This is a genomic window from Pseudomonas sp. LBUM1646, assembly GCF_059716165.1.
This window is the reverse complement of sequence record NZ_CP166810.1, coordinates 3,713,068-3,726,012: the sequence shown is the minus strand read 5'-3', so window position 1 is coordinate 3,726,012 and position 12,945 is coordinate 3,713,068. Positions and strand designations below refer to the sequence as shown.

8 protein-coding genes are annotated in these 12,945 nt (G+C 61.7%); 5 read left to right on the top strand and 3 right to left on the bottom strand.

Annotated features, from left to right (window positions below; genetic code table 11):
- The first annotated feature begins 3 nt into the window (after positions 1 to 3).
- The 4 genes from cobN to ACA071_RS17070 all read left to right on the top strand — a co-directional run bounded on the left by cobN (position 4) and on the right by ACA071_RS17070 (position 7,735).
- Complete coding sequence (cobN, locus tag ACA071_RS17085) at positions 4 to 3,777, top strand: cobaltochelatase subunit CobN (protein WP_497640232.1); 3,774 nt, start codon at positions 4 to 6, stop codon at positions 3,775 to 3,777.
- A 528-nt stretch (positions 3,778 to 4,305) separates the two neighbouring features.
- Positions 4,306 to 5,322, top strand: coding sequence for a magnesium chelatase ATPase subunit I (locus tag ACA071_RS17080; protein ID WP_497640231.1), 1,017 nt, complete (start codon positions 4,306 to 4,308; stop codon positions 5,320 to 5,322).
- Positions 5,304 to 5,978 carry a vWA domain-containing protein gene (locus ACA071_RS17075; protein ID WP_497645328.1) on the top strand — a complete coding sequence of 225 codons (675 nt, stop codon included), beginning with the start codon at positions 5,304 to 5,306 and terminating at the stop codon, positions 5,976 to 5,978. The genes ACA071_RS17080 and ACA071_RS17075 overlap by 19 nt, the downstream gene beginning before the upstream one ends.
- A gap of 110 nt (positions 5,979 to 6,088) precedes the next feature.
- Positions 6,089 to 7,735: a phospholipase D-like domain-containing protein gene (locus ACA071_RS17070; protein WP_497640230.1), complete on the top strand. Its 1,647-nt coding sequence runs from the start codon at positions 6,089 to 6,091 to the stop codon at positions 7,733 to 7,735.
- Positions 7,736 to 7,824: 89 nt separating this feature from the next.
- On the opposite strand, the gene poxB is transcribed toward ACA071_RS17070, so the two are convergent.
- Both poxB and ACA071_RS17060 read right to left on the bottom strand, forming a co-directional pair.
- On the bottom strand, positions 7,825 to 9,549 hold the full coding sequence (gene poxB, locus ACA071_RS17065; RefSeq protein ID WP_497640229.1) for a ubiquinone-dependent pyruvate dehydrogenase: 1,725 nt from the start codon (positions 9,547 to 9,549) through the stop codon (positions 7,825 to 7,827).
- A gap of 553 nt (positions 9,550 to 10,102) precedes the next feature.
- On the bottom strand, positions 10,103 to 11,326 hold the full coding sequence (locus ACA071_RS17060) for an NADH:flavin oxidoreductase/NADH oxidase family protein (RefSeq protein WP_497640228.1): 1,224 nt from the start codon (positions 11,324 to 11,326) through the stop codon (positions 10,103 to 10,105).
- 77 nt (positions 11,327 to 11,403) lie between these two features.
- On the opposite strand from ACA071_RS17060, the gene ACA071_RS17055 reads away from it, so the two are divergent.
- A complete protein-coding gene (locus ACA071_RS17055) occupies positions 11,404 to 11,814 on the top strand; it encodes a MerR family transcriptional regulator (protein ID WP_497640227.1) in 411 nt (136 codons plus the stop codon).
- A 79-nt stretch (positions 11,815 to 11,893) separates the two neighbouring features.
- Here the strand turns inward: ACA071_RS17055 and ACA071_RS17050 are convergent, their stop codons facing one another.
- Complete coding sequence (locus ACA071_RS17050) at positions 11,894 to 12,160, bottom strand: short-chain dehydrogenase (RefSeq protein WP_497640226.1); 267 nt, start codon at positions 12,158 to 12,160, stop codon at positions 11,894 to 11,896.
- Positions 12,161 to 12,945: the final 785 nt, after the last annotated feature.

Here is a 12,945-nt window from a genome sequence, read left to right as displayed (position 1 = left end):
GCCATGCACCTGCTCAGGACCCAGCCCGGCGGTTTCGTGTCGGATGACAACATTGCCGACCTTGGACAAACCCCCGCCGAACTGGTGATCCTGTGCAGCGGCGATTCCAGCCTGGCGCTGCTCGCCGAAGCCGCGCAGCAGTTGCCCGACGACTACCCGAGCGTGCGCCTCGCTAATCCGATGCAGGTGCAGAATCACGCCTCGGTGGATTTGTACGTTGATGAAGTGCTGCGTCACGCCAAGGTAATTCTGATCTCGCTGCATGGCGGCATCGCTTATTGGCGTTACGGCGTCGAGCGGCTGGTCGAGCTGTCCGAACGCGGCGTGCAACTGATTCTGGTGCCCGGCGATGACCGTCCGGACCCGGAACTCAGCGACCTCAGCACCGTGGTCGCTGAAGACCGCGACCGCCTCTGGCAGTTTCTGCGCCAGGGCGGCATGGGCAATGCTCTGGACTTTTTCCGTTGCCTGGCCACTCGCTGGCTGGACCGCGACTATGCCTGGTCGGAACCGCAAACCCTGCCGCGCACCGCGATCTACCATCCGCATAAAAGCCCCGCAGACCTTCACGATTGGCAAGCCGACTGGCAGGCCGGTCAACCGGTGGCGGCGGTGTTGTTTTACCGCTCGCATTTGCAAGCGGCGAACACCGGTTTCATCGATATTTTCTGCCAGCGTTTGCAAGCGGCGGGGCTGAACCCGTTGCCGATTGCGGTGGCCAGTTTGAAAGAGCCCGGCTGCCTGACGGTGGTCGAGGACTGGCTCGATGAAGTGGAAGCGGCGGTGATTCTCAACACCACCGGTTTTGCCCAATCCAGCCCCGAAGCGCCGCACTTGCGGCCGTTTCGCCGCAACATTCCGGTGATCCAGGCGATTTGCGCCCAAGACAACGAACCCGGCTGGCGTGCCAGCGAGCAGGGCCTCGGCCCGCGGGATCTGGCGATGCACATCGCGCTGCCGGAGCTGGACGGGCGCATCATCAGCCGACCAATCAGTTTCAAGGACCTGGCCTGGCGCAGCGAACGCAGTCAGTCCGACGTGGTCTGCTATCGGCCGCAACCGGAACGCATGGACTTCGTCGCCGAACTGGCGCGACGCTGGATTGATCTGGCGCGGGTGCCCAACGGCGAAAAACGCATTGCGCTGATCCTCGCCAACTACCCGACGCGCGACGGTCGTATCGGTAACGGTGTCGGCCTCGACACGCCGGCAGCGGCGCTGAATATCCTCCGTGCGTTGCATAAAGAAGGTTATCCGCTGCCGGCCGAATTGCCGAACAGCGGCACGGCGTTGATCCAGCAATTGCTCGGTGGCGTCAGCAATGACCTCGACACCCTCGACCAGCGCCCGTGTATGCAAAGCCTGGCGCTGGATGCCTACTTGCTGATGTTCGACGCATTGCCCGAAGCCAATCGCCAAGCCGTGCTGGAGCGTTGGGGGCCGCCGCAAAACGATCCGATGTTCCGTGGCGGGCGGATGATGATCGCTGGCCTGCGTTTCGGCCTGACCTTCGTCGGCATCCAGCCAGCCCGGGGTTATCAGGTCGATCCGAGCGCGGTCTATCACGACCCGGACCTGGTGCCGCCTCACGGTTATCTGGCGTTTTACTTCTGGCTGCGCAATACCTACGGCGCCCACGGTGTAATTCACGTCGGCAAGCACGGCAATCTCGAATGGCTGCCGGGCAAGGGCGTCGGGCTGTCGGAAAACTGCTGGCCGGATGCGCTGCTCGGGCCGCTGCCCAACATCTATCCGTTCATCGTCAACGACCCGGGCGAGGGCGCCCAGGCCAAGCGTCGCACCCAAGCGGTGATCATCGATCACCTGATGCCGCCGCTGACCCGCGCCGAAACCTACGGCCCGCTGCGAAACCTGGAGTTGCTGGCGGACGAATATTACGAAGCGCAATTGCTTGATCCACGGCGTGCCCGGGAGTTGCAGCGCGACATTTTGCAACTGGTGCGCGAGACGCACATCGACCGCGAGTTGCAACTGGACGAGAAACTTAACAGCGATGCCGACGCAGCGATCTGGTTGCCGCGCCTGGACACTTACCTGTGTGATTTGAAGGAATCGCAGATTCGCGATGGCCTGCATATTTTTGGCGAGTCGCCGACCGGGCGGTTGCGTCTTGATACGTTGCTGGCCTTGTTGCGGATTCCTCGGGGTGATGGGCGTGGGGCGCAGTCGAGTTTGCTGCGGGCGTTGGCCAAGGCGTTTGCGCTGGGCTTTGATCCGCTGGATTGTGAGTTGGCCGAGCCGTGGACCAGTGCGCGTCCTGATGAGCTGCAATCGGTCAGTGATGAGGTGTGGCGTACGGCGGGCGATGCCCGTGAACGCCTGGAGTTGTTTGCCGCGCAATTGATTGAGCAGGCGTTGATCGCCGAAGTTGTCAAATTGAGCGAGCCAGGCTGGTCAGACGTGAAAGCGATCATCGACAGTCTGCGTGAAGTGGTTGCTCCAAGGCTGGACGCCTGCGGCCCGGCAGAAATGCGCGGCTTGCTTGACGCCCTCAGCGGCCGATTCGTCCCGGCCGGCCCCAGCGGTGCACCGAGTCGCGGTCGCCTCGACGTGCTGCCCACCGGGCGTAACTTCTATTCGGTGGACGTGCGCAACCTGCCGACCACCACGGCTTGGCGCATCGGTTTCCAGTCGGCGAACCTGATTCTCGAACGGCACTTGCAGGACCACGGCGACCACTTGCGTCAGCTCGGCCTGTCGGTCTGGGGCACGGCGACCATGCGCACCGGCGGCGACGACATCGCCCAGGCCATGGCGCTGATGGGCGTGCGTCCGGTGTGGGCCACCGGTAGTCAGCGGGTCGATGATTTTGAAATCCTGCCGATCAGTTTGCTCGACCGTCCGCGGGTGGACGTGACCTTGCGTGTGTCCGGGTTCTTCCGTGATGCTTTTGCGAATTTGATCCGACTGTTCGACGCCGCCGTGCAAGCGGTCGCTGAACTGGACGAGCCGGACGATCTCAATCCGCTTGCAGCCAAGGTTCGGGCTGAGCGTGAAGCCTTGCTGGCCTCCGGTCTGGATGAAGAAGCCGCGCGACGTCAGGCCGGTTGGCGCATTTTCGGGGCCAAACCCGGTGCTTATGGCGCCGGTGTACAGGGCGCCATCGACGGTCGCCTATGGCAAAGCCGCGAAGACTTGGCCGAGGTCTATCTGAACTGGGGCGGTTACGCTTATGGCGGCTCCGACGAAGGCACCGCCGCCCGCGAACAGTTCGCCCAGCGCCTGAGCCAGGTGCAAGCGGTGCTGCAGAATCAGGACAACCGCGAGCATGACTTGCTCGATTCCAATGACTACTACCAGTTTCAGGGCGGTATGCTGGCCGCCGTGGAAAGCCTCAGCGGAGAAGCGGCGGCCAGTTATCACGGCGATCACAGCCAGCCGGACTTGCCGAAGATCCGCACGTTGAAGGAAGAGCTGAACCGGGTGATTCGCTCCCGGGCGGCGAATCCGAAGTGGATCGACGGGGTCAAGCGGCATGGCTACAAGGGCGCTTTCGAGCTGGCGGCGACGGTCGATAACTTGTTTGCGTTCGATGCCACCACGCAGTTGATCGACGATCACCAGTACGCGTTGCTGGCGGACGCGTACTTGCTCGACCCGGCGACTCGAGATTTTGTCCGAGAGCATAATCCTCATGCCTTGCGTGATATGGCTGAGCGGATGCTTGAGGCGCAGCAGCGGGGGATGTGGAAGGAGCCCGGTGAGTATCGGGAGGCGCTGGAGAATTTGTTGCTGGATATAGAAGAAGACAGCTAGTGCACTGATCGTTCCCACGCTCCGCGTGGGAATGCAGCCCGGGACGCTCCGCGTCCCAAATACCGAACGCGGAGCGTCCGTTGAGGCATTCCCACGCAGAGCGTGGGGAGCGATCAAGAAGATACTTGAGGACCTGATCATTCCCACGCTCCGCGTGGGAATGCAGCCCGGGACGCTCTGCGTCCCAAAAGCCGAACGCGGAGCGTCCGTTGAGGCATTCCCACGCAGAGCGTGGGGAGCGATCAAGAAGATACTTGAGGACCTGATCGTTCCCACGCTTCGCGTGGGAATGCAGCCCGGGACGCTCTGCGTCCCAAAGCCGAACGCGGAGCGTCCGCTGAGGCATTCCCACGCAGAGCGTGGGGAACGATCAAGAAGATACTTGAGGACCTGATCATTCCCACGCTCCGCGTGGGAATGCAGCCCGGGACGCTCTGCGTCCCAAAAGCCGAACGCGGAGCGTCCGTTGAGGCATTCCCACGCAGAGCGTGGGGAACCATCACCACCGACCACAATGAGAAACCCGACATGACCGATACCCCCCATTTCCCCCTCTCCGCCGTGGTCGGCGCCGACGACTTGAAGCTCGCCCTCTACCTCACGGCCATCGACCCGAAAATCGGCGGTGTGCTGATCGAAGGCCCGCGGGGCATGGCCAAATCGACCCTGGCCCGTGGCTTGGCAGACCTGCTCGCCAGTGGTCAATTCGTCACCTTGCCCCTGGGCGCCACCGAAGAGCGTCTGGTCGGTACCCTCGACCTCGACGCCGCCCTGAGCGAGGGGCGCGCGCAGTTTTCCCCCGGCGTACTGGCCAAGGCTGACGGCGGAGTACTTTACGTCGATGAAGTCAATCTGCTGCCCGATCACCTTGTCGACCTACTGCTCGACGTGGCCGCCAGCGGCACCAACCTGATCGAGCGCGACGGCATTTCCCATCGGCATTCGGCGAGGTTCGTGCTGATCGGCACCATGAACCCGGAAGAGGGGGAGCTGCGCCCACAACTGCTCGACCGCTTTGGTCTGAACGTCGCGCTCAGTGGTCACACCGCGCCAACGGAGCGCGGTCAGATCATCCGTCGACGCCTCGATTTTGACAGCGACCCACACGGCTTCTGCGCCGAATGGGAAAGCCAGCAACACGCGCTGCGCGAACGCTGCCAGCAGGCGCGTGGTGCATTGGCGAGCATTCCTCTCGACGACGCCGCACTGGCGCAGATCACCGAGCGCTGTTTTGCCGCCGGTGTCGATGGCCTGCGCGCCGACCTGGTCTGGCTGCGCGCCGCCCGTGCCCATGCCGCCTGGCGCGGGGCCAAGGCGATTACCGAGGACGATATCGACGCGGTCGCCGAGTTTGCCTTGCGCCATCGCCGCCGCGAGCATTCGCAAACGACACCGCAACACAGTCAGCCTCCCGCTGGCCAAAACACCAACCCGAGCGAAGGCCAAGGCCAAGGCCAAGGCCAAGGCCAATGGGGCGAAATGCCCGCTCAAGCGCTGCCGATCGGCGCCCGACGTGAAGTGCCGAGCTGGCCAAAAAAGCCCTAGGCATTCGCCCTCGATCTGACGCGGGGGCGAATGCCAGACCCCGCGCCGGACGGTTGGACAATGGCCGGCAAGGCAAGCGCCGCAAGGCATCGCACGGGACGATCAACTGGCCGGGCACCCTGCTCAATGGCCGCCCGCGTCAGCGTGAAGACCTGTTGTTTCATTTGCGCACCCGTTCACCCCATGAACTGTGGCTGGTGATCGTTGACGCCTCGGCCTCGACCCGCCGTCATCAGGCGCTGAGCGACGCCAAGGGCTTGTTGGCGCACCTGTTCGACGACGCTTACCGGCAAAGGGCGCGGCTGGCGTTGTTGACCGCCAGTGGCCGCACGCCGAAATGGCAGGTGCAGGGTTTGAAAGCTTCCAGCGGTTTACGGGACTGGCTCGACGGCTTGGGGGCGGGCGGTGGCACGCCGCTACTGGCGGCGCTGCGTGAGGCGGGGCAGTGGCTGACGGCTCGGCAGAAGCGCTTTCCGGCGGAACAGCAGCGCTTGTTGCTGCTGACCGACGGGCGACTGAAGGAGTGGCCGGGTTTGCCGGTGCTGGAGTGTCCGGGACTGCTGATTGATATCGAGCGCGGGCCGATTCGGCTGGGGCGGGCTAAGGTGTTGGCTACGCAGTTGCAGGCGGAGTATCGGCATATCGATGACGTGTAGCGGGCCGAAAAGATCGCAGCCTTCGGCAGCTTCTACATTGATTGTTGTATACACATAACCTGTAGGAGCTGCCGAAGGCTGCGATCTTTTGATCTTCACAGGAGTGAACCATGCGCGTTCTAGTCGCAAACCATCAGGATGACTTCCGCGTCAAAGCCTACGCCGGCACCAACGGCGTGCTGCTGGCCATGGACCTGGCCGAACCCCGCCGCAAAGGCTTGCTCGGTTTTGCCATCGAAAAGCAGGCGGGCAGCAAACCCTGGTTGTTCCTGTTCAACAGCCTGACCTTCCCCGGCAAGGTCCACACCTTCCCTCAGTACCACGCCACCCCCAGTGATATCGCGCCGTTGCAGAAATTTCGCTGGGCCGATTACGCGGTCAATCCAGGCACGACTATGCATTACCGCGTGCACTTGGCCTACGGCACGCCCGATGCGCCGCAACTGGGTGAGTTCCTCGAACTGACGATCACCTCCGACGACGGCCATCCCACCAACCAGAGCGTAATCTTCAACCGCGCCGTGGCGGCGAGTCAGGCATTCCAGCGCAAGTTTCCTGACCTTGATGCGCAGATAAGCGCCAACAAGAATATGCCCATCGAAGCCTGGCCGGTGGCGGCGCAGCAATGGCTGGAGAACGGTTTGCTCGGGCGTTTGCTGGGGTTCATCAAGCGTGCGGTGGATGACCAATGGGCACTGGACATCGCCATCTACGAGTATCAGTTGCAGTCGATCGTCGATGAGGTGAACGCCGCGTTCGCCCGCGGGGTCAAGGTACGGGTGCTGTATCACGCGCAACCGGACGATGACGACACCACCATGAACGAGGCCAGCCTGGAAAAGATCCCGGCGGCGAACAAGCGCGGGCGGGTCACCCACAACATCTTCCACGACAAGTTCATCGTCCTGAGCAAACTGGATGGCGCGGGGGAGCATCGTCCGGAAGCGGTGCTCTGCGGCAGCACCAATTTCACCCCTAACGGTGTCTATCGTCAGGCCAACGTGGTGCACGTGCTCGACGACGCGCGGGTCGGCACCAGTTACCTGCAAACCTTCGAAGAGGTGTGGGCGAACCCGGCGGACGTCGGCGCGACGCGGACCTGGCTGACAAAAAACAACCCTATGGACCCGACGCAGCCGCTGTTCGCCGGGTTCTCGCCGCGTACCGGTCAGGCGGACTTGCACGAGTTTGTGCAGATCATCAACGGGGCGAAAAAGGATGTCTTGTTCGTCACCGCTTTCGCCTTGCCCAACGACATCCTCAACGCCTTGCTCGGCGAACCGCACGACGACATTCTGCGTTATGGCCTGCAAAACACCGTCAGCCGCATCACCGGTTTCCACGCCGACCGCACCGCCGAGTTTGCCGCCACCGCGCTGCTCAACACTGGGCTGGAAGGCTGGCTCAGGGAAAACATGAAAGGCCAGAAGGGCAACCTGCTGGTGCACACCAAAGCCGTGGTGACCGACTTCACTACCGACACGCCGACGATCATCAGCGGTAGCCACAACCTCAGTGCGGCGGCCAGTAATGGTAATGACGAGAACTATCTGATTATTCGCGGCGATACCGATCTGGCGGACCGCTATGGGTTGGAGTTGTTGCGGTTTTATGAGCATTACCGGTTCAGGTATTTTGCGAAGAAACTGGCGTTGAAAGAGGTCCAGCCGTTGGCGCCAGATGATAGATGGACCAATGATTATTTTGTGGCGGGGGATTTGCGGGCGCTCTCCAGATTGCGCTTCTCTGGACGATAAAAGATTGCAGTCTGCGGCAACTGCTACAGGGTTTGGTGTTCACCTGTAGGCGCTGCCGAAGGCTGCGATCTTTTCGGCATCACCCCATTTCAGCGAAACCAGTTAGTCCGCGCCAACTCAATCACCTCATCCCCACGCCCGCTCATCACGGCCTTAAGCATATAAAGGCTGAACCCCTTTGCCTGCTCCAGCTTGATCGTCGGCGGCATGGCCAGTTCCTGAGTCGCCGTGATCACATCCACCAGCACCGGCCCGTCATGGGCCAGCGCCCGGCGCAACGCCGGCTCCAGCTCTTCAGACTCTTTAACCCGAATCCCGAGAATTCCCATGGCATTGGCCATCGCCGCAAAGTCCGGGTTGTGCAGGTCGGTGCCGGTGTCGAGCATCCCGGCGGACTTCATTTCCATCGCGACGAAGCCCAGTGAAGCGTTGTCGTAGACGATGATTTTCACTGGCAACTTCAACTGTGCCAGTGAGATGAAATCCCCCATCAACATGCTGAAACCGCCATCGCCTGACAACGAAATCACCTGCCGATCCGGGAACGCCGCTTGAGCGCCGATGGCCTGGGGCATGGCGTTGGCCATCGAGCCGTGGTTGAACGAACCGAGCAGTCGACGCTTGCCGTTCATTTTCAGGTAGCGCGCAGCCCACACGGTTGGCGTGCCGACGTCGGCCGTGAAGATCGCATCGTCATCGGCCAGTTCACTGAGTAGGCGAGTGAGGTATTGCGGGTGAATCGGCCGGCCAGGCGCGGAGGCTTTGGCCAGGTCATCGAGGCCCTGGCGCGCTTTCTTGTAGTGATCGAGGGACGACTCCAAAAAGCTTCGGTCGCCACGATACGGCAGGCGCGGCAACAACGCGGCGAGGGTTTCACCGACGTCGGCGACGATGCCCAGGTCCAGCGTGGTGCGCCGACCGAGAACTTGTGGATCGTGGTCGATCTGAATGATGGTGGCGTCGGTGGGGTAGAACTGCCGATACGGGAAGTCGGTGCCGAGCATCACCAGGGTGTCGCAGTTGAGCATCGCGTGATAGCCGGAGCTGAAGCCGATCAGCCCGGTCATGCCGACGTCGAACGGGTTGTCCCACTCCACGTGTTCCTTGCCGCGCAGGGCATGCACCACCGGCGCGCCGAGGGCATCGGCCAGCGCCACCACTTGATCGTGAGCCCCGGCGCAACCGGCGCCGCACATCAGGGTTACGGCTTTGCTTTGGCTCAGCAACTCAACGAGGCGATCGAGATCCTGGGGCGCGGGGAGGGTGCGAGGCTGTGACAGCTTCGGCCAGGGTTTGAGGTTGTCTTCAACCTCCTGCAACGCTACGTCACCGGGAATCACTACCACCGCGACGCCACGATTGAGGATCGCGCTGCGCATCGCCCGGTGCAGCACCTGCGGCATCTGCGCCGGGTTGCTGACCAGTTCGACGAAGTGACTGCACTCCTTGAACAGCTCCTGCGGATGGGTTTCCTGAAAGTAGTTGAGGCCCACTTCCGAGGAAGGAATTTGTGCGGCAATGGCCAGCACCGGCACATGGTTTTTATGACAGTCGAACAGCCCGTTGATCAGGTGCAAATTGCCCGGCCCGCAACTGCCGGCACACACCGCCAGCTCCCCGGTGACTGCCGCTTCAGCCCCGGCGGCAAACGCCGCGACCTCTTCGTGGCGTACGTGCATCCACTCAATGCTGTCCATGGTGCGCAGGGCTTCGGTCAAACCGTTGAGGCTGTCGCCGGTCAGGCCCCAGATGCGTTTGACGCCGGCCTGTTCAAGGGTGGTTGCCAGTTGCTGGGCAATGGTGATTTTCGCCATGGGGTGCTCCAGTGATCGATGAGTTGTCCTCGGGATTAAAAGAGGACAACTCAATGGCCGCCATGACTCACCCCGATTAGCGATTACTTGGCCAACTACCCATCATTAACGGCACCGCGCGACCTTTAGCAACTGCCGAGGCACGAGGCTGCGTTCGGCGTGTAGCAGCTGTCGAGCTTGCGAGGCTGCGTTCGCTTGTAGCAGCTGTCGAGCTTGCGAGGCTGCGTTCGCTTGTAGCAGCTGTCGAGCCTGCGAGGCTGCGTTCGGCTGCGAAGCAGTCGTGAAGTCCGGCGATGCGGTGTGTCAGGAAGACCGCGTGCTCAGGTTTACTGCGTTCGCTTGTAGCAGCTGTCGAGCTTGCGAGGCTGCGTTCGGCTGCGAAGCAGTCGTGAAATCAGGCGATGCGGTGTGTCAGGAAGACCGCGTGCTCAGGTTTTACGACTGCTGCGCAGCCGAACGCAGCCTCGTGCCTCGGCAGCTGCTACACGCGAACGCAGCCTCGTACCTCGGCAGCTGCTACACGCGAACGCAGCCTCGGCAGCTGCTACCCGCATTAGGCGGCCATCGCCTTTTTGTACTGGCGGGTGCGTTTGGCGATGTACAGCTGATCGCGGATTAATGCCCAGAGCGCCGAGACCTGCGGCCGGGGCTGGTGTCCGCGACTCAAGCGATGCAACTGGAACTTCACCACCGCCATGGTCGCCAGTGCTGCCAGGGGTTTGCGCTTCCAAAGGATCGGCGGCAGTTGCGGATGGCTGTTCTTGCCTTCGCGCCAGTGTTTGACCAGGTGCGGTTCAATGGCCATTGCGGTGCCGATCCCGGCCATGGCGATGCCGCTGTCGAGCACTTGTTCGACGATGGCCAAGCGGCGGATGCCACCGGTCACCATCACTGGCATGCGCGCCACGCTGGCCAGTTCGCCGGCCATTTCCAGAAAGTACGCTTCGCGGGCGAGGGTGCGTCCGTCACGTGCTTCACCCTGCATGGCGGGTGCTTCGTAGCTGCCGCCAGACAATTCCAGCAAGTCGATCTGCTGTTCATTGAGCCACTGGATCACTTGCTTGGCATCATCGGCATCGAAACCGCCGCGCTGGAAGTCCGCGGAGTTGAGCTTCACCGAGACACAGAACTGCGGCGACACCGCGCTGCGAACGGCACTGACCACATTAAGTAGCAAGCGCGCGCGATTCTCCAGCGAGCCACCCCACTGATCGGTGCGGCGATTGGTCAGCGGAGACAGAAACTGGCTGAGCAAATAACCGTGGGCTGCGTGAATCTGCACCCCGGTAAATCCGGCCTTTTCCGCCAAAGCGGCACTGGTGGCGAAGCGCTGGATCACTTCATTGATATCGCTGTCAGACATCGGTTTCGGCTCGGCGAACATCTTCGAGAACCCTCCAAGATCCAGCGCCACCGCCGACGGCGCCCAGGCTTGCTGGCCGAGATTGGCCATGGTCTGGCGCCCCGGATGGTTGAGCTGCACCCAGAACTGCGCGCCACCGGCCCGGCCAATCGTGGCCCACTGCCGAAAGCGCCCAAGATGCTGCTCGTCTTCTAGCGCCACGCCGCCGGGGCCGGTCATGGCGCGGCGGTCGATCATCACGTTACCGGTCAGCAACAACCCGGCTTCGCCCTCGGCCCAGGCTTGATACAAACGCAACAAGGCATCCGACGGTGCCTGGCTCGTGTCTGCGAGATTCTCTTCCATCGCGGCTTTGGCGATGCGATTGCCGATGGTCTGGCCGTTGGGCAAATTCAGCGTTTGAAAGGGCGACATGCTTGACTCCTCATCAGTAATGAGTGGAGGCTAAGTTTAAAGTTAACTTTAATGTCAAGCAGGCAATTGAGGCGCAGATGAAGATTGGTGAATTGGCGGAGTTAAGTGGCTTCAACCCGTCGCGCATTCGGTTTTACGAGGCCCAGGGCCTGATCCAGAAAGTCGAGCGCCGGGCCAACGGCTACCGACATTACCCTGAGCAGGTGTTGCAAACGCTGTATCTGATCCAGTGTGCCCAGCAGGCCGGGTTCAGCCTGGAAGAGTTGAGGCAATTGATGCCGGACACCGCCACCGGTGAATTCAAGCACGATGAACTGCTGGCAGGGCTCAAGCGCAAAGTCGAGCAGATCGAAGAAATGCAGCAACACCTGACGCAGAGCAAGGCGAAGCTGCTGTCCGTGATCGACGACATCCAGGCGAAGCCCGAAGGCATGGGCTGCGACGCGAATGCCGAGCGGGTACTGGCGTCATTCAAACCGTCGCGCTAATCGCCGCACGCCCGCAGATCCCTGCAGGATTAAAGCTTGCTCGCGAAGAGGCTCTCACATCCGACATCAAACCCGGCGATTAAACCCGCGCCCGGATCTGCTGCCCCAACACATCCATCACATCACACCCATCGCGCAACAACATCGCCGCCGCGTTGGCCAATTGCTGCACATCAGCACCCTTGGCGTGCGTGATATCAAGACTGGCCAGGCTTTCCATCATCTGCGTCACCGCCAGAAACCGCGTCGCGGCGTTGCTGTGCAACACATCCAGCGGCGCCTGCGTGGCCACCAGCAACACCGGGATGTCGCACTCGTTGTTGGTCATCGGCATATGCGGGTTCATGCCTCACCTCCTGCTTGCGTGGCGTGCAAGCCTTCAATCGAGGCTTGAACGAGTGAACGGGCAGTGCCGAGCATGTGCTTGCTGGCCCCGCGTAATGTCACCGTGTGTTCCGCGAGTGTGGCGTTGGGGCTTGCTGGGCGAGGGCTTCGGCGCAGCTGAGGTAGACCGAGTCGTGTTCCAGCGCGTCGAGGAGGGGGGGATGCCGGGTTGTACGGCGAAGAGGTGATGGTCGACGTGGTCGCAGGGGGCGAAGGGGGTGGATTTTGTGGTTGCGGTTGTCATTGTTGTGGCTCCTTGATGGTGTAGCCGCCACGATTCGCTGCTAAACGAAAAAGGTGGCGACTGTACGCGGGTTAGCAGACCAGGGATCAAGGAACCCGGCGCACCGAAGTGCCCCACGTACAGCCGCCATAACGCAGACCAATTGACGAAAAAATAGTCGTTGGTCGACAGGCTGAACTAATGCGCCTTGATATTTACCGAGCTGCTAAACCCGATCGCTGATTGGTCAGCGACCCGGAAACGATAAAACCCAGGCCAAAGGCACACAAGCCGGCGGATTCTGGCGTAGCTGTAGGCAGCGACGCAAGGATGTGTAGGGCGAGAGCGTGTCCGGAGATGTCGAATTAAACACGCTTGTTTAATGCTCCGCTAACGGCGCCTTTGCTTAGACGAAACACACTCTTCGTAGCAGCTGACGAGCAACGCGAGGCAGCGTTCGGCTGCGAAGCAGTCGTAAAACCTGAGTACACGTGCTCCCTGAAGCACCGCGCTGCTTGATTTCA